Annotated in this window: 23 protein-coding genes; 8 read left to right on the top strand and 15 right to left on the bottom strand. The window is 34.1% G+C overall.

The annotated features are described in order from the left end of the window. Nucleotides 1–41 precede the first annotated feature (41 nt). The 3 genes from PBT89_RS09515 to PBT89_RS09505 all read right to left on the bottom strand — a co-directional run bounded on the left by PBT89_RS09515 (nucleotide 42) and on the right by PBT89_RS09505 (nucleotide 1,611). Entirely contained in the window at nucleotides 42–305 is a 264-nt protein-coding gene (locus PBT89_RS09515) for a hypothetical protein (protein ID WP_270061690.1), read from the bottom strand. A gap of 150 nt (nucleotides 306–455) precedes the next feature. After that, a complete protein-coding gene (locus tag PBT89_RS09510; RefSeq protein WP_270061689.1) occupies nucleotides 456–839 on the bottom strand; it encodes a DUF3037 domain-containing protein in 384 nt (127 codons plus the stop codon). Further along, nucleotides 817–1,611, bottom strand: a complete 795-nt coding sequence (locus tag PBT89_RS09505) for a HipA family kinase (RefSeq protein WP_270061688.1) — start codon at nucleotides 1,609–1,611, stop codon at nucleotides 817–819. The genes PBT89_RS09510 and PBT89_RS09505 overlap by 23 nt, the downstream gene beginning before the upstream one ends. A gap of 316 nt (nucleotides 1,612–1,927) precedes the next feature. Between PBT89_RS09505 and mtaB the strand changes: the two genes are divergently transcribed. Beyond that, nucleotides 1,928–3,259 (top strand): tRNA (N(6)-L-threonylcarbamoyladenosine(37)-C(2))-methylthiotransferase MtaB, encoded by a 1,332-nt coding sequence (gene mtaB, locus PBT89_RS09500; RefSeq protein WP_270061687.1) that lies wholly within the window; start codon nucleotides 1,928–1,930, stop codon nucleotides 3,257–3,259. On the opposite strand, the gene PBT89_RS09495 is transcribed toward mtaB, so the two are convergent. Beyond that, the gene (locus PBT89_RS09495; RefSeq protein ID WP_270061211.1) at nucleotides 3,256–3,561 is read right to left on the bottom strand and encodes an N-acetyltransferase; all 306 of its coding nucleotides are present in this window, start codon (nucleotides 3,559–3,561) and stop codon (nucleotides 3,256–3,258) included. The two genes, mtaB and PBT89_RS09495, sit on opposite strands and share 4 nt — an antisense overlap. 64 nt (nucleotides 3,562–3,625) lie before the next feature. Next, nucleotides 3,626–4,342 carry a pirin family protein gene (locus tag PBT89_RS09490; RefSeq protein WP_270061686.1) on the bottom strand — a complete coding sequence of 239 codons (717 nt, stop codon included), beginning with the start codon at nucleotides 4,340–4,342 and terminating at the stop codon, nucleotides 3,626–3,628. A gap of 193 nt (nucleotides 4,343–4,535) precedes the next feature. Between PBT89_RS09490 and PBT89_RS09485 the strand changes: the two genes are divergently transcribed. From PBT89_RS09485 to PBT89_RS09475, 3 genes are read left to right on the top strand one after another with little or no spacing between them, the layout of a single operon-like run. After that, nucleotides 4,536–5,249 carry an alpha/beta hydrolase gene (locus PBT89_RS09485; RefSeq protein WP_270061685.1) on the top strand — a complete coding sequence of 238 codons (714 nt, stop codon included), beginning with the start codon at nucleotides 4,536–4,538 and terminating at the stop codon, nucleotides 5,247–5,249. A 1-nt stretch (nucleotide 5,250) separates the two neighbouring features. Then, nucleotides 5,251–6,195 (top strand): lytic transglycosylase domain-containing protein, encoded by a 945-nt coding sequence (locus PBT89_RS09480; RefSeq protein WP_270061684.1) that lies wholly within the window; start codon nucleotides 5,251–5,253, stop codon nucleotides 6,193–6,195. A 27-nt stretch (nucleotides 6,196–6,222) separates the two neighbouring features. After that, on the top strand, nucleotides 6,223–7,146 hold the full coding sequence (locus tag PBT89_RS09475; RefSeq protein WP_270061683.1) for a M28 family metallopeptidase: 924 nt from the start codon (nucleotides 6,223–6,225) through the stop codon (nucleotides 7,144–7,146). Nucleotides 7,147–7,172: 26 nt separating this feature from the next. Here PBT89_RS09475 and PBT89_RS09470 read toward each other — a convergent pair whose 3' ends face one another. Both PBT89_RS09470 and PBT89_RS09465 read right to left on the bottom strand, forming a co-directional pair. Beyond that, nucleotides 7,173–7,910 carry a TlpA family protein disulfide reductase gene (locus PBT89_RS09470; protein WP_270061682.1) on the bottom strand — a complete coding sequence of 246 codons (738 nt, stop codon included), beginning with the start codon at nucleotides 7,908–7,910 and terminating at the stop codon, nucleotides 7,173–7,175. Nucleotides 7,911–8,038: 128 nt separating this feature from the next. Next, the gene (locus tag PBT89_RS09465) at nucleotides 8,039–8,554 is read right to left on the bottom strand and encodes a DUF2892 domain-containing protein (RefSeq protein WP_270061681.1); all 516 of its coding nucleotides are present in this window, start codon (nucleotides 8,552–8,554) and stop codon (nucleotides 8,039–8,041) included. Nucleotides 8,555–8,706: 152 nt separating this feature from the next. Between PBT89_RS09465 and rpmH the strand changes: the two genes are divergently transcribed. The 4 genes from rpmH (at nucleotide 8,707) to PBT89_RS09445 (ending at nucleotide 13,314) form a co-directional block, all read left to right on the top strand. After that, nucleotides 8,707–8,865 carry a 50S ribosomal protein L34 gene (rpmH, locus tag PBT89_RS09460; protein ID WP_013071475.1) on the top strand — a complete coding sequence of 53 codons (159 nt, stop codon included), beginning with the start codon at nucleotides 8,707–8,709 and terminating at the stop codon, nucleotides 8,863–8,865. 103 nt (nucleotides 8,866–8,968) lie between these two features. After that, complete coding sequence (gene carB, locus PBT89_RS09455) at nucleotides 8,969–11,821, top strand: carbamoyl-phosphate synthase large subunit (RefSeq protein WP_270061680.1); 2,853 nt, start codon at nucleotides 8,969–8,971, stop codon at nucleotides 11,819–11,821. A 118-nt stretch (nucleotides 11,822–11,939) separates the two neighbouring features. Beyond that, complete coding sequence (locus tag PBT89_RS09450) at nucleotides 11,940–12,344, top strand: DUF423 domain-containing protein (RefSeq protein WP_270061679.1); 405 nt, start codon at nucleotides 11,940–11,942, stop codon at nucleotides 12,342–12,344. A 178-nt stretch (nucleotides 12,345–12,522) separates the two neighbouring features. Next, a complete protein-coding gene (locus PBT89_RS09445) occupies nucleotides 12,523–13,314 on the top strand; it encodes a penicillin-binding transpeptidase domain-containing protein (protein ID WP_270061678.1) in 792 nt (263 codons plus the stop codon). A 50-nt stretch (nucleotides 13,315–13,364) separates the two neighbouring features. Here the strand turns inward: PBT89_RS09445 and PBT89_RS09440 are convergent, their stop codons facing one another. The 8 genes from PBT89_RS09440 to PBT89_RS09405 form a co-directional block, all read right to left on the bottom strand. Then, entirely contained in the window at nucleotides 13,365–13,817 is a 453-nt protein-coding gene (locus tag PBT89_RS09440) for a hypothetical protein (RefSeq protein WP_270061677.1), read from the bottom strand. 71 nt (nucleotides 13,818–13,888) lie between these two features. Next, the gene (locus PBT89_RS09435) at nucleotides 13,889–14,851 is read right to left on the bottom strand and encodes a bile acid:sodium symporter family protein (RefSeq protein WP_270061676.1); all 963 of its coding nucleotides are present in this window, start codon (nucleotides 14,849–14,851) and stop codon (nucleotides 13,889–13,891) included. A 2-nt stretch (nucleotides 14,852–14,853) separates the two neighbouring features. Continuing rightward, nucleotides 14,854–15,405 carry an acyl-CoA thioesterase gene (locus tag PBT89_RS09430; RefSeq protein ID WP_270061675.1) on the bottom strand — a complete coding sequence of 184 codons (552 nt, stop codon included), beginning with the start codon at nucleotides 15,403–15,405 and terminating at the stop codon, nucleotides 14,854–14,856. Then, nucleotides 15,402–15,770, bottom strand: coding sequence for a 6-phosphogluconate dehydrogenase (locus PBT89_RS09425; protein WP_270061223.1), 369 nt, complete (start codon nucleotides 15,768–15,770; stop codon nucleotides 15,402–15,404). Before PBT89_RS09425 ends, PBT89_RS09430 begins: the two co-directional genes overlap by 4 nt. Before the next feature lie 90 nt (nucleotides 15,771–15,860). Further along, nucleotides 15,861–17,300, bottom strand: coding sequence for a DNA recombination protein RmuC (gene rmuC, locus PBT89_RS09420; RefSeq protein ID WP_270061674.1), 1,440 nt, complete (start codon nucleotides 17,298–17,300; stop codon nucleotides 15,861–15,863). Between the two features lie 323 nt (nucleotides 17,301–17,623). Next, nucleotides 17,624–18,424 (bottom strand): ABC transporter ATP-binding protein, encoded by an 801-nt coding sequence (locus tag PBT89_RS09415; RefSeq protein ID WP_270061673.1) that lies wholly within the window; start codon nucleotides 18,422–18,424, stop codon nucleotides 17,624–17,626. Further along, nucleotides 18,425–19,456 (bottom strand): iron ABC transporter permease, encoded by a 1,032-nt coding sequence (locus PBT89_RS09410; RefSeq protein ID WP_270061672.1) that lies wholly within the window; start codon nucleotides 19,454–19,456, stop codon nucleotides 18,425–18,427. It abuts the gene before it with no gap. Then, nucleotides 19,456–20,595 (bottom strand): ABC transporter substrate-binding protein, encoded by a 1,140-nt coding sequence (locus tag PBT89_RS09405; RefSeq protein ID WP_270061671.1) that lies wholly within the window; start codon nucleotides 20,593–20,595, stop codon nucleotides 19,456–19,458. Before PBT89_RS09405 ends, PBT89_RS09410 begins: the two co-directional genes overlap by 1 nt. Nucleotides 20,596–20,598 lie beyond the last annotated feature (3 nt).

Below are 20,598 nucleotides of genomic sequence, written 5' to 3'. Positions count from 1 at the left end.
CTTATCGGTTAGTCGTTAGAATTTTTAAAAAAGCTTTATTTCTAAAACATAAAATACCAGAAAATACAAATCAAAACAATCATAATTATAGCGGTAAGGACGATTACTCTTTGCCGCTTTTTGTTGTTTTCTGCTTTAATTTTTTGGCCTAGCTTATCTAATTCTTCTTTTGGTAATTTTTTGTAATCATCTAGATTGCTTAAACCAGATCCTGTATTTTTAGCATATCGTTCTAATTGAGAAGAACGTTTTCTTTTATTATTTTTCAAGCTAATTATAGCTCCTATTGAACTTCCAAAACTCATATTTTTAATTTAGAAAATGAAAATAGAAGCTAGAGTATAGACTCAATTATTATTAATTTTTGCAATAGAAAAATATAAAGAATATTGAATTAGTTACTAAAAAAACACTTCGTCTGGTATTTATAATTTTCGCTATTCTAGTCTCTAGTCTTACAAAACCAACTCTTTAAATAAACAATCTAAGGTTTTTTCTAAATCTTTACTGAATCCGGGGTGTGTTTGTGAAGTTTGAATGACCGAACTTCTTGTTGCCGTTAACCATCTAAACCTGGAAGCGGCATCCATTTGCCCAATCGGGCCTGCATTCTTTTCAGCTTTACAAATGCGTTTAAAACTTTCTAAATTCTTCTCGATTTCCTCTAGATCACAATCAGGGCAAATTGCTTTTAATTTTTCCTTGTTAAGATGATAGCGCATATTGATAAATCGTGTGCTTTTAGAAAAAATTCCTACGCCCACATTTATAAATTCTTCACGTTCTACTTTAGGAACGATCCTAATTACGGCATACTCATATAAGTGATTCTCTTGCATCTTGCGCTTGTTTTGTGAAAATTTCAGAATGAGTTAATCGTATTTTTAAGAAGTTAAAGTAAACTTTTCTAATCTCTTCAGGAGATTCATCGGCACCCTCCCAAAGTAACCAATTTTCAGGAATTAAGTTCACGATGTTTTGTAAAACTTCGGGAGTTATTTTCTGCTTAAACTCGCTATTGGCTTTTGCAAGTTTACTGGCTTGTGGCAGTAAAACATGATCTTTTATAAAAATAAACGGAGTTTTTGCAGTTTTTTCCCAGTTGGTCCAAGAGTGATGAAAATACAAAGAAGCACCATGATCGATAAGCCATAATTCTTTATGCCAGCTTAGCATATTTGTGTTTCTAAATGTACGATCGATATTGGTTAAATAGGCATCCAACCAAACGATTTTAGAAGCCGTTTCCGCGTCAATTTCAGTAACTACAGGATCATAGTTTATTGCTCCAGATAAAAAATGAAGTCCGAGATTTAAACCCTGACTCCCTTTTAGTAAATCCTGAATTTCTTCGTCACCTTCAGTTCTACCAAAAGCCTCGTCTAATTCAGCAAAAACGATTTCAGGAACATTAAAGCCCAAAAAACGTGCAATTTCACCCCCAATCAAGTCGGCAATCAAAGCTTTACTACCATGCCCGGCGCCTCTAAATTTAATCACATATTTAAAATCGTCATCGGCATCGGCCAATGCTGGTAGAGAACCGCCTTCTCGTAAAGGCGTGATATACCGCATCACATTAACCGTACGTAATTCCAGAGCTTTGCTCATAGCTTTTATTTTCAGCAAATATAAATTATTCTGAATTTTCATATCACTAAGATTGTTCAAAAATGGCAGTAGTTTTTGTATTTCAGTCTTAGATATATCTATGCTGAAATTAGATGTTTTGAAGTCCTTTTTTTTAAGAATTCTTCAGTAATTATTCTTTCCTAATAATCGATATTGGTTAAAATATGTGGATAATTTTTAAGCGTTTGATTTACAAAGACTAAAACTAAACGGCTAATTTTAGTAAACCAATTTTAGATAGTATATTTGCACCCCAAATAAGGTAAAACGTGTTTTTGCTGAAAAGAGCAGGAAAATGATGGATAAAAAAGTTGCTTTTTATACGCTAGGATGTAAATTAAATTTCTCTGAAACTTCAACGATTGCAAGGTCTTTCCAGGATGAAGGATTTCAGAAAGTTGAATTTAACGAGCATGCAGATATCTATGTGATCAACACATGTTCGGTTACAGAAAATGCAGATAAGCGCTTTAAAACCATTGTAAAACAAGCTCAAAAAAACAACCAAGATGCTTTTATTGTGGGTGTTGGTTGTTACGCGCAATTAAAGCCAGAAGAATTGGCCGCAGTAGATGGCGTCGATTTGGTTTTGGGAGCTACAGAAAAATTCAAAATTACAGATTATCTAAACGATCTTTCTAAAAACGATTTTGGAGAAGTACATAGCTGCGAAATTCAGGAAGCCGATTTTTATGTAGGATCCTATTCTATTGGCGATCGTACTCGCGCTTTTCTAAAAGTACAGGATGGTTGTGATTATAAATGTACTTATTGCACTATTCCATTAGCAAGAGGGATTTCACGAAGCGATAAATTGGAAAATGTTTTAAAAAATGCTGCTGAAATTTCTGAACAGAACATCAAAGAAATTGTACTTACAGGCGTAAATATTGGTGACTACGGAAAAGGTGAGTTTGGAAATAAAAAACATGAGCATACTTTTCTTGATCTTGTAAAAGCCTTAGATGAAGTTGATGGTATCGAAAGACTTCGAATTTCTTCTATAGAGCCAAATTTACTTAAAAATGAGACTATCGATTTTGTTTCTGAAAGTAATACGTTTGTACCGCATTTTCATATTCCGTTACAGAGTGGGAGCAATGATATTTTAAAATTGATGCGTCGTCGTTATTTGCGAGAATTGTATGTAGATCGTGTTGCGCAGATTAAAAAAGTGATGCCAGATGCCTGTATCGGGGTAGATGTGATTGTTGGTTTTCCTGGAGAGACGGATGAGCATTTCCTGGAAACTTATAAATTTTTGACTGAACTTGATATTTCTTATTTGCACGTTTTTACGTATTCTGAACGTGATAATACTCCAGCAGCGGAAATGAGTGGAGTGGTGTCTACCAAGGTTCGTAAGAAAAGAAGTAAAATGTTACGTGGCCTTTCAGCTAAAAAACGTAGAGCATTTTACGAAAGTCAGTTAGGGACAACGCACACCGTTCTTTTTGAAGGTGAAAATAAAGAAGGATATATTCACGGATTTACAGAGAATTACGTAAAAGTAAAAGCTCCGTGGAATCCGGAGCTTGTAAATACACTTCATCAAATTCAGCTTACAGAGATTGACGAAGATGGTTTGGTGCGTTTTGAATATGCTAAAGCAGCAGTAAGCGCTTAAATATTAATTCCAACCGGTAATAGATCTTTATATCTTCTACGATTGCGCCGCATAAATTTAGCAATGTCTGGATGTGTTGGCATTACACGAGAATTGCTGTTTTCTTTAATTTCAGCTAATACAGCCTCTATAAATTTGTTGGTGTTTTCTTCATCCTCAAAATCTTTAGGCATTGTAAGTTTTGTTAGAAAAACCTTTCGATCCTGATCTGAATATTCGATAACTGCTAATTCTCCGTTTAGTGTTGTTTCGAATTGTCGTAAAAATTCATTTTTGGTAATTTTAAATTCCTCATCATTCATCTTATAAATATTTAATCCTGAATTCGGCAAATATAAACTCTACCGAATTCAGAAAATGTTATGCTTACTCCATTGGTACTTCAATAAGTAATATTTTACTGTCCTTACTGAAGGAAACATCAAAAGATGTTGCATCAGAAATTCCCATTGCATCTCTTTTGTTTAGCTTTTCGCCGTCGATGCTGGCTTCGCCTTCAATCAAAAAGGCATAAACGCCACTATTTTTTCCTTTTATAGTATAAGCAAAAGTTGTGCCTTCTTCAAAATTACCAAGCGATAGATAAGCTTGTTGATGAACCCATAGCGCATTTTCGAACTCATTTCCTTTAGGACCAACAACGGTAACCAGTTTATTGGAAATCAATAAGTCTGAAAAGTTTTTTTGGTCGTATCTTGGTTCTACATTTTCTTTTTCAGGAAAAATCCAGATTTGTAAAAGGTTAAGCGTTTCAGACTGATTTGGGTTAAATTCACTGTGCTCTACGCCGGTCCCGGCACTCATCACCTGAACTTCGCCGGTATTAATTGTTGATGCATTTCCCATAGAATCTTTATGAGCAATGGCACCCTGTAAAGGTATACTAATTATTTCCATATTTTGGTGTGGGTGCGTACCAAAACCCATTCCACCTTTTACTAAATCATCGTTTAAAACCCTTAAGAGTCCAAAATGCACATTATTCGGATTAAAATAGTTTGCAAAGCTGAAAGAATAGCGGGCATTAAGCCATCCAAAATCGGCTTTTCCTCTTAGATCTGCTGGGTAAATTGTTTTTTTCATTTTCCTTTTTCTTTTATGTAAGCCAATAATTAAGTCTTATTTTTGAAGGTAAATTTTTTCTGGGCAATCCCGAGAGACATTTACCAAAAAATAATTATTTCGAGTTATCCTGATAGCTATCGCGATCGTAACATTAAATCTCGAATTTAGAGTAAAATTACAATTTCTAAGCCTGAAAAGCCGCCTTACTAACATGAGTGATACTGCTAAAGATTTGATTCACGTATACTTTATGCCGGGAATGGCCGCCAATCCTAGTATTTTTGAATTTATAAAATTTCCAGAAGACCGGTTTGAAGTTCATTGGTTGCAATGGCTAATTCCGATTAAAAAAGAAAGTATTAAAGAATATTCGCTACGAATAATAGAAAATATTCACCACAAAAATATTGTATTAATTGGGGTTTCATTTGGCGGAGTGATTGTTCAGGAAATCGCAAAATACATTAAGGTTAGACGATTAATTATAATTTCTAGTATAAAATGTAGAGATGAGTTGCCTAAGAATATGAAATTTGCCAGTAAAACAGGTGTTTATAAATTACTGCCCATAGGTTTGATGGATTATGTTGATCAATTAGAAAAAATAGCGGTAAACGATTATCTTAAAAAACGTGCAAAATTATATAAACAATATTTGTCGGTTCGGGATAAATATTATCTTTCGTGGGCCATAGAAAATATGGTGAACTGGGATTGTAGTACGGTAAATCCAGAAATAATTCATATTCATGGTAATAAAGATGTGGTTTTTCCTATTAAATATATTAAAGATGCTATTCTTGTAGAAGGTGGAACCCATGTAATGATTATTAATCGATTTAGATGGTTTAATAAATACCTCCCAGAGTTAATTTTGAAAGGAAAAGAAGCAATAAAAAATAATCCGAAAATTATTAAAATATAATATGAAAATCTTAAAAACAGGGCTAATTGTAGTAGGCGCAGCAACAGTTTTTTTTGCCATTACAGAGGCGGTTCAAACTCCCGATATACAGGAAGAACATAAAGAAGTTTATCAGGAAACATTCGATAAAAACGTGGCTAAAGTTTATACAATTAAAGCTTTGAGTGTTCCTGAAAATATAAATTTTGCGGGAGAGTCTGTACCTTTAACAGATCCAGATGTTTACGAACGTTTAGATCGTGAATTATTAGTAAATACCTATTGGCAATCTAATGCTTTATTGCTAATGAAACGTGCGCATAAATTTTTTCCAATAATAGAACCTATTTTAAAAGAAGAGGGGGTTCCAGATGATTTTAAATATTTAGCGGTTATAGAAAGTGGCCTAACTCAGGCTGTAAGTCCTGCAAATGCGGTTGGTTTCTGGCAAATACTAAAAGGAACAGGGCGCGATCTTGGTCTTGAAATAAATAGTAATGTAGACGAACGTTATCACATTGAAAAAGCAACCAGAGCTGCTTGCCAGTATTTAAAAGATTCTAAAAAAGATTTTGGAAGCTGGACTTTAGCTGCATCAGCATATAATGCCGGTAGGGCAGGAATTGCCAGGCAGCAGGAACGTCAAAAAGTAAAAGATTATTATGATCTTTTGTTAGGAGAGGAAACTGGTCGTTATGTTTTTAGAATTTTGGCTTTAAAAGAAATTATGTCTAATCCTTACGAATATGGTTTCAAATTTGAAGAATCAGATCTTTATCAGCATATTCCAACAAAAAAGGTAAAAGTAGATAGCGTTGTAAACGATTTCCCGGATTTTGCTGCAAAATTTGGAATTACCTACAAGATCTTAAAAATTCATAATCCCTGGCTGCGCGAAGCTCATTTAAATAATTCCTCTGGAAAATCATATTATATCGATATTCCAGAAGACGGTTATTATAAATAATTTATTGATTTATCCCTACATTTTATCATGATCCCAAAATTAAATTTTTCAATAGCTTTAATCTTTTTATTCATTATAAATCCATTTAGCGATGTTTTTTCTCAGGAAGAAATAACCAAGCAAGAATTGAAAGATCATATTCAATTTTTAGCACATGATTCGCTAAAAGGACGATTTCCTGGAACTGCACAAAACAAGATTGTAGTAGACTATATAAAAAGTGATTTTATTGCAAACGGAATTACTTCTGAATTTCAGGAATTTAAAGCAAAATTGAAAGTTGATAGTTCCGAAGTAAAAACCTGGAATGTTATCGGGTTTATTGAAGGTAATGATCCTAAATTAAAAAATGAGATTATTGTTTTAGGTGCGCATTATGACCATTTAGGAGAAAGTGAAGGATCCATTTTCAATGGAGCAGATGATAATGCTAGTGGTACTGCCGCTTTGTTAGAAATAGCAGAAAAGGTAAAGACCAATCACAGATTATTAAAAAGAAGCATTTTATTTATTGCTTTTGGCGCGGAAGAACAAGGCTTGTTGGGAAGTTCTTATTTTGTGAATCATCCTACGGTATCTTTAAATGATATTAAATTGATGATTAATATGGATATGGTAGGGCATTTAAATGCAGAAAATCATGTGTATATGGGTGGCGCCGGTACTTTTCCTGGTGGCATGCAATTAATGGATAGTTTAGGTATGCCCAACCATGTTAAACCAGTTGTTCATGCAGGATCTATCGCAGGATCAGATCATGTTTCATTTTACAAAAAGGGAATATCTGTTCTTGGTATTCATACTGGTGGTCATGATAATTATCATAAGCCTACAGATGTTATTGAAAATTTAAATCTTGTGGGTGAGGTAAAAGTCGCAAATTATATTTACAGTGCTTTAATGGCAATTGCGACATCTACGCGAGAAATGAAGTTTATAGCTCAAGATTAATACAGTAGGTATTTTTAAATGAAATCTTATTCTTCTTCCTCCTCATGGGAAGCAGCTAGATCGGCTTGTGGCCTCGCTTCAACATCCTTCATCAAGAAGGAAACAATACCTTCATTAATCTGATTATAATTCTTTTTAAGAGCATTTTCAATGCTTGTATCGTATGCTACAGCTGTGTAGCGCGAAATATCCATGATTTTATGATCAGAATCTATTAAAAAACAGGTAGGTAGACCTAAAGAATGTTTCAATTGTTTTACTACATAGGAAGAATGATTTTGAGTTTCATCTACATACAAAACCTTTACATTTTTATTGAATTCTCTACTTACTCTTTTAACTTTCGCTTTGGTGTCCCAAAAAAGAACAACCAATTGAACATTATTTTTATACTTATTGGCAATATCGTTTATAGCTGGAATAGCTCCTTTACCGGGAATACACCAAGAAGCATAGGTTATTAAATAAATTGGCTTCTTTATATCGTGTAATCTTACTTCTTTGTCTCTAAGATTGAAAAGTCTAAAATCATCAATGTACGATCCAGACAGGCAGTTGTTAGTTAAGGAATCGAATAAGCGTTTTCCTTCTTTAAAATTTCTTTGCTGGTATGCCTTATTTGCTTTATCGTTATATTGAGGAAGGTGTAGGGCTAGAGCTTCCGAAAATAATAATCGATTCTCTTCTTTTTCCTGTTCTTGAGAAATTCCAGTAAAGAAGGTAAAAAGCAGTAAGGTCAATATTAAAAATAATGATCTCTGCATTGGTCGTGGTCTACATGGTTAGTGCATACCAAATTTAGTGAAAATAAACAAGCTAATTAAATATAATCGCTTAAAAGTGAATATTTTAGATAAAGAGTTTGTTGAGGCTTAAATGCTTGGAAATGAGCTTAAATCTTCTTCATTTGCTGCTTCATCATTCTAATCTGGTCATTTAGCATACCGTGTTTATCTAGTTTTTTAGCTTCGGTAAGTAAATTTGTAGCCTCGCGTTTTCTTCTTTTGGTCATTGCAATACCCGCAAGATTCAATTTAGCCATTGCTAAGTCATGATCCATGGCCAACCCTAATTTTATAGCTCTTTTAAAGAATTTTTCAGCTTGTGTAATATTGGTTTGTGAAACCATAAGTCCATGTAAATACCAGTAATAGCCCTGTTGTTTTTTGGTTAAAGCAGCTTCTGGATTTTTAATTTTATCCAACCATTTTTTCGCACCGGGAAAATCTTGTTTTCTTAATCTTAAAAATGCAAGAAGAATAATTTCATTTTTAAAATATAAAAATATAAAGATTCCTGCTAAAAGAACAAGCATAATACCATTACCAATATACCCTTCGATAAATTGCCAAACGGCCGCAGCTAAAACTAATCCTGCTAAAACTAACTTTATATTTTTATTGAACATAATGCATAGATTTTTGAGCGGCCAAAGGTAATAAAAAGATTTAAAAATAATTTAATTTTCTATTTGGAAGAGTTAAAAAGCTTTGTATATTTGCACGCAGTTTTAAAAAGAGCAATAAAAAAGATTTCACAGAAGTTTAAAGATACAGTAAAATGAAAAGAACGTTTCAACCATCTAAGAGAAAAAGAAAAAACAAGCACGGATTTAGAGAGCGTATGGCTAGTGTGAACGGTAGAAAAGTCCTTGCTAGAAGAAGAGCAAAGGGAAGAAAGAAATTATCTGTATCTTCTGAAAACAGACATAAGCACTAATGAAAATTAGTAAGTTAAAATATTAAAGGTGTTACTTTTTAAGTAACGCCTTTTTTTATATCTAATAGCTTCTTACATTTATAGCACCACAACACAATTTAAAATGCCCAAAAACAACAATCTTAAAAGTATTTTGATTATTGGTTCTGGACCGATTGTGATCGGACAGGCCTGTGAATTCGATTATTCAGGAACGCAATCCCTTAGGTCTTTGCGTGAAGACGGTATAGAGACGATTCTTATCAACTCTAATCCCGCAACAATCATGACAGATCCTTCTATGGCAGATCATGTATACCTGAAGCCACTTACCACAAAATCTATCATCGAGATTCTGGAAGCTCATCCAAATATCGACGCCGTTTTGCCAACCATGGGAGGGCAAACTGCATTAAATTTATGTATCGAGGCAGATGATAAAGGCATCTGGGAAGATTATAATGTAAAACTTATTGGTGTAGATATCGATGCCATTAATATTACTGAAGATAGAGAGCAGTTTAAACAATTAATGGGACGTATAGGCATTCCTGTAGCTCCTGCTAAAACAGTTACATCTTATTTGCAAGGAAAAGAAGTAGCACAAGAATTTGGTTTTCCTTTAGTAATTAGAGCCTCTTTTACATTAGGTGGAAGTGGAGCAGGTTTTGTTCATAAAGCCGAGGATTTTGACGAAATGCTTACTCGTGGTTTAGAAGCATCTCCAATTCACGAAGTTCTTATAGATAAAGCCTTACTTGGATGGAAAGAATACGAATTAGAATTACTGCGAGATAAAAATGATAACGTAGTAATTATCTGTACCATAGAAAATATGGATCCTATGGGAATCCATACCGGAGATTCTATTACTGTAGCTCCAGCCATGACGCTTAGTGATACTGCATTCCAGAGAATGCGAGATCTTGCTATAAAAATGATGCGTAGTATTGGTGATTTTGCCGGTGGATGTAATGTACAATTTGCAGTGAGTCCAGATGAAAAAGAAGAGATCTATGCGATTGAAATTAACCCACGTGTATCACGATCTTCCGCATTAGCCTCAAAAGCAACTGGATATCCAATTGCGAAAATTGCTACCAAATTAGCTTTGGGATATACCTTAGACGAATTAGATAATCAAATTACTCAATCTACTTCAGCTTTATTTGAACCATCTTTGGATTATGTGATCGTTAAAATTCCACGTTGGAATTTTGACAAGTTTGAAGGTTCAGATAGAACTTTGGGGCTTCAGATGAAAGCCGTTGGTGAGGTAATGGGTATTGGACGCTCTTTTCAGGAAGCTCTACATAAAGCAACTCAATCTTTAGAAATTAAGAGAAATGGGTTGGGTGCAGACGGAAAAAGTTATACGAAATATGACGAGATCATTGAGAAGCTAACTTATGCCAGCTGGGATCGTGTATTTGTAATTTATGATGCCATACAGGCTGGTATACCTTTAAGCCGTATTCACGAAATTACTAAAATCGATATGTGGTTCCTTAAGCAATACGAGGAGCTTTACATGTTAGAGAACGAGATCACTAAGTACGATATAAATTCGCTTCCTAAAGACTTGATGCTAGAGGCAAAACAAAAAGGTTTTGCAGATCGACAAATCGCTTTTATGGTGAAATGTCTAGAGAGTGAAGTGCATAAAAAACGTAGTGAGCTAAATATTAACCGTGTATATAAACTGGTTGATACCTGCGCTGCAGAGTTTAAAGCGGAAACTCCGTATTACTATTCGACTTTTGAAGCTGAAATCGAAAAGCCTAACGGAGAAAAATATACTTCTAACGAGAGTGCAGTAACCGACCGCAAAAAAATTGTGGTATTAGGTTCTGGTCCAAATAGGATTGGCCAGGGAATCGAATTTGATTATAGTTGTGTACACGGCGTTTTAGCAGCATCTGAATGTGGTTACGAAACCATTATGATTAACTGTAATCCAGAAACGGTTTCTACAGATTTTGATGTTGCAGATAAGCTTTATTTTGAACCAGTATTCTGGGAACATATCTATGATATTATTCAGCATGAAAAGCCAGAAGGTGTTATCGTTCAGCTTGGTGGGCAAACGGCTTTAAAACTTGCTGAAAAATTAGAGCGCTACGGAATCAAAATTATGGGAACCAGTTTTGAAGCTTTAGATCTTGCCGAGGATCGTGGTAGTTTCTCTACATTGCTTCAAAATAATGATATTCCTTATCCTGAATTTGGAACAGCTGAAAATGCGGAAGAAGCCCTTAAATTAGCAGATCAATTAGATTTTCCAATTCTGGTTCGTCCTTCTTATGTGCTTGGTGGGCAGGGAATGAAAATTGTGATCAATAAACAGGAATTAGAAGAAACTGTAGTAGATCTATTACGAAAGATCCCGAATAATAAATTATTACTAGACCATTATTTAGATGGAGCTATAGAAGCTGAAGCTGATGCCATCTGTGATGGTGAAGATGTTTATATCATTGGTATAATGGAGCATATTGAGCCTTGTGGTATTCACTCAGGAGACTCCAATGCGCTACTTCCTCCTTTTACTTTAGGGGATTTAGTTCTTCAGCAAATTAAAGATCATACGCGAAAAATCGCTTTAGCACTTAATACAGTTGGTCTAATTAATATTCAGTTTGCAATTAAAGATGACAAGGTATTTATTATTGAAGCAAATCCTAGAGCTTCCAGAACCGTGCCTTTTATCGCGAAAGCTTACAAAGAACCTTATGTGAATTACGCAACCAAAGTAATGCTCGGTGAGAAGAAGATTAAAGATTTCAACTTTAATCCGCAATTAGATGGATATGCGATCAAACAACCGGTATTCTCTTTCGAAAAATTCCATAAAGTTAACAAGCAATTGGGACCAGAAATGAAGAGTACAGGAGAAAGCATCCTTTTTATAAAAGATCTAAAAGATGATGATTTCTATAATCTTTATACAAGAAGAAAAATGTATTTAAGCAAATAAATTAGGTTGCTTTTAAAAGATAAATCCTCTGTAGTATTTTAGCTGAAAAACAAAATACAACAGAGGATTTTAATTTTTGATACTGAAATTAGCTAATTTAGAGTAGAATATTTAAAGAATGAAAGAACTATTTTTAGTTACAGGTGGAATTTACGGTGGCTTAGCGGTAGTCTTAGGAGCTTTTGGTGCCCATGCTTTAAAAAAGAAATTGTCTGAAGATCAACAAAAAAGTTTTGAAACCGGTGTGCGATACCAGATGTATCATGCGCTAATACTCATAATTACAGCAATTGCCTTTCCGTTTAGAGAAGTTTCGCAGCAAATTACCGGTTGGTGTTTTGTGATCGGAGTGCTGCTTTTTTCCTTCAGTATCTATGGATTGGTATTAAGTGATGCCAACGGAAAGAAAATGAAATTTCTGGGACCTGTTACCCCTCTAGGAGGAATTATTCTAATTATTGGTTGGATTCTTTTTACCATTAATATTGCTGAAATTGCTGCTTATTTAAATCCCACTCAGTAAATAATTTTTGCATTAAAATCTTTATTTAATTAACGTTTTTTGCTAAGAATTTTTTGAAACATGCTATTTTACTATCTATCAAATAGATAATATTTAAAAGAAGTATTGTAGAAATGCGCACTTAAGTTAGCAGGAATTATACCTATTTTCGCACCCCAAAAATTGACAATCTTTTCTCATGAGAATTTTAAGCGTATTTTTATTGATATGCACTTCTACTTTATTTGCGCAAAATAAATTTCAAGATATCTACAATCGTTTAGATCTTCAGGGAAGTACAACGATCTATGATTACAATAAAAAGGAATGGATCTACACCAATAAAAAAGATGCGCAGGTCACAAGCTTACCAGCATCTACTTTTAAAATTCCGAATTCGCTTATTATTCTTAGTAATGATGTTTTAGAGGATGAAAACGAGATCTATAAGTGGGACGGCGAACCTAAATTTCATTTTGGTTTCGAATTTAAAGTGTGGGAGCAAAATACAGATTTAAAAAAAGCGTACAAAAATTCAACAATTTGGTTCTACGAAAAAGCTTCCAAGCAGCTTAATAGAAAGGTGTACCAAAATACACTGAAAAAAATTGGCTACGGAAATAACGATTTAAGTGAAAAAGGTAGCGATTTTTGGAATTATGGAAGTTTTGCTATTTCACCAAAAAACCAAGTTGAATTTCTTATTAAACTCTACGAAAACAAGCTTCCTTTTTCTCAATCAACCATAGAGAAGGTGAAACAAATTATGATTTCGGAAAAAACTGATCATTATATATTTCGGGATAAAACGGGATGGACAAGACAAAACGGAAAAGATATTGGCTGGTGGGTAGGATATTTAACAACGACCGATAATATTTATTTTTTTGCCACTCGTCTTACTAAGAATATCGAAAATGAAAATCCCAACTTTTTAAGTGGTCGAAAAGAAGTAACGAAGGACATTTTAAAAGATTTGGGAGCTTTTTAAAGTAGAACTTCTAAATTACTGGCTAATCTATCGATAAAGCGTATAGGTTATTAATTTACACCACAATTGGTTCTGGTAAGCGGGAAGCTTTCATTGAAAGTATAGTGAATGCTGTCTTTAGTGGCAGTACCTTCAATTAATTGATTGTCTTTTTGCAAAAAAAAGATAGGTCTCACTGAATTTTTTCCTTCGCTCATAAAAGAATATTCTGCGAATAACGTATCTCCTTTCATCTCGCCATCGATGCGCCCACGATTTACGTCTTTTTCCTGAAGCATATATACTAAACTTCCGGTTACCGACTTGTCGAGTTTCTCTATATTTAAACTAATGGTATCTGTTTCAGAGGCGTACATATAACACATCATTACAGGAATTTCTTCTTCTGCTTGTATGGACTCTTCGACAATAGTTTCAGTAGGTTTAGCACTTTTTGTTTCATTATTTTTACATGAAAAAAATAAGATTCCGCATAAGCCTAAAATAATCGGTCGAATTTTCATTTTTTTTATTTTTTATAAAGGTAGTTTGTCTTTTTAAAAACTCAAATCGCTTAACAATTTTTTATTTGTTATTAGACTTCAGCGGTATGTAAGTTGCGTTTACGGTACTTTTCAGCAAAATATGCAATGATTACTAGCTGAGAAGAATGGAAAAGCATTATAGGGAGTAGGAGTAGACCTGTATTTGCTGCATTCCCAAAAATCACCTTTACCATTACCGAACCGTGAACAAGAGATTTTTTTGTTCCGCAGAACTGAGCCGTAATTTTATCTTCTGTAGGTAATTTTAAAAGCTTACTCACTAAAGCCGTTCCGTAATACACTACAAAGAAAAGTACTAAAACACCTAATATTAATTTTATAAATCCAACGGCATCAATGCTGCTAAATAAATTTGAGGTAAAGGAATGGCTAAAACTACTGTAAACGATAACAAGTATTATTGCTTTATCAAACAAACCTAATTGTTTACTATGTTTTCTAGCCCAATTGCCAAAATACTGTTGTAAAACCAAACCTAAAATTAAAGGAAGCATAATTTGCCATCCCAACTTAATGAGTACATCAAGAAATTGAAAATCGGCATTTTTACCTAAAATAAAACTTAGCCATATTGGTGTAGCAAAAATGCCTATAAGTCCAGATAAGCTTGCATTAAAAATAGCCGTAGGTAAATTTCCTTTGGCAAGAGCAACCATTACAATAGAACTACTTACAGTAGAAGGCAGTGTAGCCAAAAAGAATATTGCAGTCCATAGTTCAGAATCTGTTCCCTCTTCAAAAAAAGGTAAATAGGAGAGCGCTAAGAGCGGAAAAACTACAAAGGTTGTGAGTTGTACAATTATGTGCACTTTGTAATTTAAAAGCCCTTGTTTTATTTCCTTCGGTGCGAGTTTGAGTCCGTAGAAAAAGAATATGAATCCAATGCCAATATCAGTAATTGTTTTTAAAGGCAGTAAATCATTTCCCTGCGGAAATAAATAAGCCAATAAAATAATACCAAATAACGAAACAATAAAACCGTTGAATTTCACAGCTAGCGCTCTATTTTTACTTTATAATCCTCTAACATGTGCAGGTAGTTTTCTGAAGCAAAATCGGTTTCTTTAAACTCGTTTACTCGCTTTTTTTTCATTTTATTTCTTTTAAGACTCTTAGTGAATCGTCTTATATCGTGATCATTGTCGAGAATAAGTCCTGGGACGCTAACCGATTTACCTTCTTTATCTTTAGCAACCATTGTAAAGTAAGAAGAATTACAATGTTTTTTCTCTCCGGTTTGTATATTTTCGGTTTCCACACGAATACCTATAACCATAGAGCTTCTCCCAACATAGTTTACAGATGCGCGCATGGTTAATAGCTCGCCAACTTCTATAGGTGCAAGAAAATCTACCGTGTCTACACTAGCGGTAACGCAATATGTGCCAGAATGTTTAGAAGCACAGGCAAATGCAATTTGGTCTAAAAGTGATAAAACATAGCCACCATGAATTTTTCCATTGAAATTAGCTCGGTTGGGTAACATTAATTCTGAAATAGTTACCTGTGAATCTTCTACTCGTTTAAATTCTTTTGAATTGGTCATCGATCTCTAAAATGTGGGGATTTAGCTTCTTCAACTTCGGTGACAAAATATTTACTGTCACCCCAAAAAAGAAATGTGGCGTAACGCTCAATATAATACAGCTTTACGTAATTTCCTTCGTTTTCCTGAAGCGCTTTTACAACGTCTTTATCTTTATTTAAAACTGAAAACTGAAAAATCTGGGCACCACTAATACCCTGGCTTATTTCACCTTCCCAGGTTTTATACACAACTCCTTTTTTGCTGAATTTTATAAGTTCACCCGTTCGAGTTCCTTCACTATATGTAGCAAAATAGGCAAATGCATAATACAGCAAAAATAACAGGAAAATACCGCCAAGGATATAAAATAAAACTTTTTTCATATTTAATTTTTTGTAAGCTTCATAAAATCTAAACGAATTATTCAGTGAAATTTTATGAATAAAATAAATCGGTTTCAAGAAATAATTATCTTACGATTCATCCTCAGATTCTTCAAATATACCAAGATTTTTTTCAGGATGTTGTTCTATTAAGTTGTTAGAATTTTTTACCAGTTTACTATCAATCTGCTTGCTTGCTTTAGCACCTAATTTTTTCAATTTTTCTACTCTAGAAATCAAGTTCCCTTTTCCGGTAAGTTTTTTCATGGCACCATCATAACTATTTTGCACGGTTCCTAACTGTTTACCAATTTTCAGAAATTCTTCGGTAAGATTGGTAAATTGATCGTATAATTTTCCCGCTTGTGTGGCTATTTCTATAGCATTTTCTTTTTGTTTTTCGTTTTGCCACATGCTATCGATGGTTCTTAGCACCGCTAAAAGCGTTGTAGGGGTCACTAAAATGATATTTTTATCAAAGGCTTCGCTGTATAAATTTGGATATTCGTTAGAGGCCACAGCAAAGGCAGCTTCGATAGGGATAAAAAGTAAAACAAAATCTGGACTTTCAACATCATATAATTGGTGATAATTTTTTCGGCTTAGCTCAGTTATACGATTTCTTATCGCGATTAAATGATTTTTAAGATGCGTTGGTTTGTCGTTCTCCTCGGTTTCGTTTGCATATCGCTCGTAAGCATTTAGTGAAACTTTAGAATCTACGATCATTTTTTTATTACCAGGAAGATTAATAATTACATCGGGTAAAACGCGTTTACCATCATCTGTAGTAAAAGATTGCTGCACACTGTATTCTCTACCCTTTTGCAATCCGCTTTTTTCCAGTACACGTTCCAAAATCATTTCACCCCAATTCCCTTGCATTTTTGTATCGCCTTTTAAAGCTTTCGTCAAATTATTAGCTTCTTTGCTCATTTGTAAATTCAAATCTTTTAGGCCAATAATTTGCTCGCGAAGCATGGCATGTCTATCGATACTTTCTTTATTTCCTTCTTCAATTTTCTTTTCAAAAAGTTGAATTTTTTCCTGAAGTGGAGAGAGGATATTTTGAATATTTTCTTTGTTTAAATTGGTGAATTTTTCCGACTTAGTTTCGAGGATTTTATTGGCTAAATTTTCAAACTGAATACTGAATTTTTCCTGAAGGTTTTCTAGCTCTTTTTTTTGCTCGGTTTGGCGTTCTAAAAGATGCTCGTAATCTGCATTTTTTCGCGTTAATTCGTTATGGAAAAAATCTTTCTCTTTCCTAATCTCTTCTCGCTCTTGTTTTACCTCTGCTAATTTTATTAGCAATTCATGTTTGGTGTTTTCAATGTTTCTTTCGTATTCTTTTAAGTTTTTAAATTCCAGTTGTTTAAGTTTATCTATTTCAAGTGTAAGTTGATTGTTTTTTTCTTCTTGAATAGCTAATTTATTTTTGGATTTTAGTCCAGAAATTAGCTTACCAAGAACAAATCCTAAGGCTAACGCAACGATAAATACAACTAAAAAAGGCAAAATTTGGTTCATGGAATAAGCAGGTTTATTTCAAATATAATCATAAGTTTTTTAAGACTTGAAATCAGTAAAATTTAAAGCGATTTTTTAATCAAAATGACATTCATTTTAGAGAAACATTTATAGTGATAATTAGTCTAAAAATATACCAGAATTACCACTCAAAAAGATATCATCCTGAACGTGATTTTAGGGGTTTATTAAAGTAGATTACAATATGAATTTTGAATTAATTTTCGGGATGACAAGATTCTTATTTTTCGAAGCAATAAATAATTAAATAGAAAAGGATAACTTTTAATTTTCGATAAAACCAAATGTGTTTTTATCGAATTTTAGTCTTCATTTTTGATACGAAAAGCTCCTAAAATTTTATCAAATTGAATGAGATCTTGAGGAAATAGATCTTGAAAAGCACCAGACGAAATTAGATTTTCGGGTGTATCGATTTGTGTTTTTTCGGGATGCATTAAAATAATTTTATCGCAAATCTGAATCGCTAAATTAATTTCGTGAGACGCAAAAATGATTGTCTTTCCGGTCTGCTTTACAAGCTTTCTAAGCAGCTTAAAAACATTAGCTTTATAATACATATCCAGATGCGTAGTGGGTTCATCTAGAATAATAATTGGCGTATCTTGGGCAATTGCTCGTGCAATTAAAGCGCGTTGTAATTGGCCATCACTAAGCTCGTAACATTTACGATTTTTTAGCGCCTCTATAGCAGTAAGTTTAATGGCATTTGCGATTTTTTCAGTATCGTTTTTAGAGAGCTTTCCCAACCAATTTGTGTACGGTTGGCGACCCAGTGCGATCAATTCAAAAACACTAAGATTCTTTGAAATTGGTTGGTTGGTAAGCACTAAACCAATTTGCGTTGCGCGCTGTACATTGTTCAGATCCTTCAGGTTTTTGTTTTCAATTTCAATAGTTCCTGAAATAGGTTGCTGAATTCCTGAAATGCTACGCAAAAAGGTTGATTTTCCGATACCGTTTACACCAATCACCGCAATTAATTCAGATTTGTGAACCTCAATATTAATTTTTTCGGCAACCGATTTTATTCCGTGCTTATCCTGATATCCAATTTCGAGATTCGTGGTTTTTAAGGTTATATTTTCAGGATTGGATTGCATTTAAAACTGAAATTTTTGTTTTTTGATGAGTAACCATATTACTACTGGTGCACCAATAAGCGATGTTATTGCGTTAATTGGCAGTGTAAATTCTGTACCCGGTAATTGCGCCACAATATCACAAATAAGCATTAAAATGGCTCCACCTAAAACCACCGCCGGTAATAAAATAAGATGATTATTTATGGGTGAAATTTGCCTAATTAAGTGCGGAACTGCCAATCCTATAAAAGCTATTGGTCCACAAAACGCGGTTATGCTACCCGCCAGTAAGCTGGTAGCGATAATAATTAGCATTCTATTTTGGCTAATATTAACTCCCAGGCTCCTTGCATATTCTTCGCCAAGCAATAAGCTGTTTAGGTTTTTTATGCAGAAAATGGCTAGACTAATTCCTAAAAACCAGAAAACAGAAAGGATACCTACTTCTGCCCAAGAAAGATCGCCAAGACTCCCAAAAGACCAGAAAATATATTGTTGTAATTGCGCAGCCGGGCTAAAATAGCTTAAAATGCTAACTACTGCGCCAGTTAAACTTGCAAACATTAATCCTATAATCAAAATTGCCATCGTGTCTCGTAAACGAACTGAAGCTAATACAACGGCAAAAAGTACAATTAAACTGCCTATACTAGAGGCGATCACTAAACTCCATTTGGAAAGTGCTAGTGCAATAAAACTACCACCAATTAAAGTGGATCCCATTATAAGGATAGCAACGCCCAAACTCGCCCCGCTACTTAATCCTAAAACATAGGGCCCCGCAAGCGGATTTCGGAACATGGTTTGCATTAAAAGACCACTTATACCTAAGCCCGATCCGGCGATTATTGCAGTAAATGCTTTTGGAAGCCGATAATCTAAAATGATATATCGGTAGGTTTCTTTAGAAACTTCAGCATTAAAAAGTGAGGAAAAAATGTCTCTCGCAGGGATATGTACCGATCCTAAACTGATATTCAGTAAGGCTAGCGCACATAAAACAAGCACTAAAATTACCAATATCGATACATATTTTCCTGTATGTTGCATTATTTATTTAAAGCTTTAAAAAATGTAGGTTCATAACTTTCTAAAAGCTGTGGATGAAATATCGAAATTAGATCTTTAAGGATTAGATCTGGACGTTGTGGACCAAGTTCGTAAAAAATCACACCGCCGGTTTCGCCTTTGCTCATGCTTACCGAATAAACTCTTTTATCCTGAACTGCTTTAAATTGGGAGTAATGTTGCGATTGTTCTAACATACCGGAATAGGAAGTAAACTGCCCTGCACTTATCCAAAAATCGGCATTTTGTGCTTTATCTAAAACCGATTCGAACGAAAGCGAAAGACTCCCAGATCCTTCGGTATCTGCCCAAAGATAATTTGCATTTGCATCTTTGATCATTTGCGCCTGCCAGCTATTTCCGTAAGGTACATACCATTGATCGTTATACATAGAGCCGCTAAGCACCGTTGGTTTATTTTCGATACTTTCAGCTAGCTTTTTAGCTTCATTGTAATTATTCTCAATACCTCGAAAAATTGAATCTGCTGCTTTAGATTTATCGTAAAGCGCTCCAAAAAACTTAATCCACTCGGCTTTTCCAAGTGCTGAAGATTCGGTCCATTCGCCATTATAAATTACAGGAATTCCTGTTTTTTCGATCGTGCTAAAACTTTTATTATCAGCGTTAATAGCAAAGCCTATTACAACATCTGGTTGAAGGTCGATCAAAACCTCGGTATTTAAACTTTCGTTTTTCCCCACTTCTTTTATTGCTCCTGAATTTATTAATTTTCTGGTTTCTTTAGACGAGATATAATCTAACCCAGGGAATCCTTTTAAAGATTCAATTTCGTTAAGTTCTTCTAAAGCCGGAATATGAGTAGTAGAGGTCACTACAATTTTCTTTACAGGAATATTCACTTTTTGGTCGTACTCTAAATGATCTGGAAATTGCGCATTCCTTTCAGCTAATAAATATTTGAAAGTTTTATCAGCTTCCGGCCATGGAGAGTTGACTTCGATAATGCTGTAATCTTCAAATTGAGTGATCGAAAATCCGTTTGCATATTTAATTTCAATTTCCTGACCTTGCAGGTTTGTGGTTTTTTTTTCAGACTTTTCTGTGTCTTTACAGGAAAAGCTCAAAAGAAAAATTAAAAGGATTCCGAGTTTCTTCACAAG

The organism is Zunongwangia sp. HRR-M8 (assembly GCF_027594405.1).
Taxonomy (GTDB): Bacteria; Bacteroidota; Bacteroidia; order Flavobacteriales; family Flavobacteriaceae; genus Zunongwangia.
Note: the sequence above shows the minus strand (reverse complement) of the source record. Positions and strands in the feature narration are given on the sequence as shown.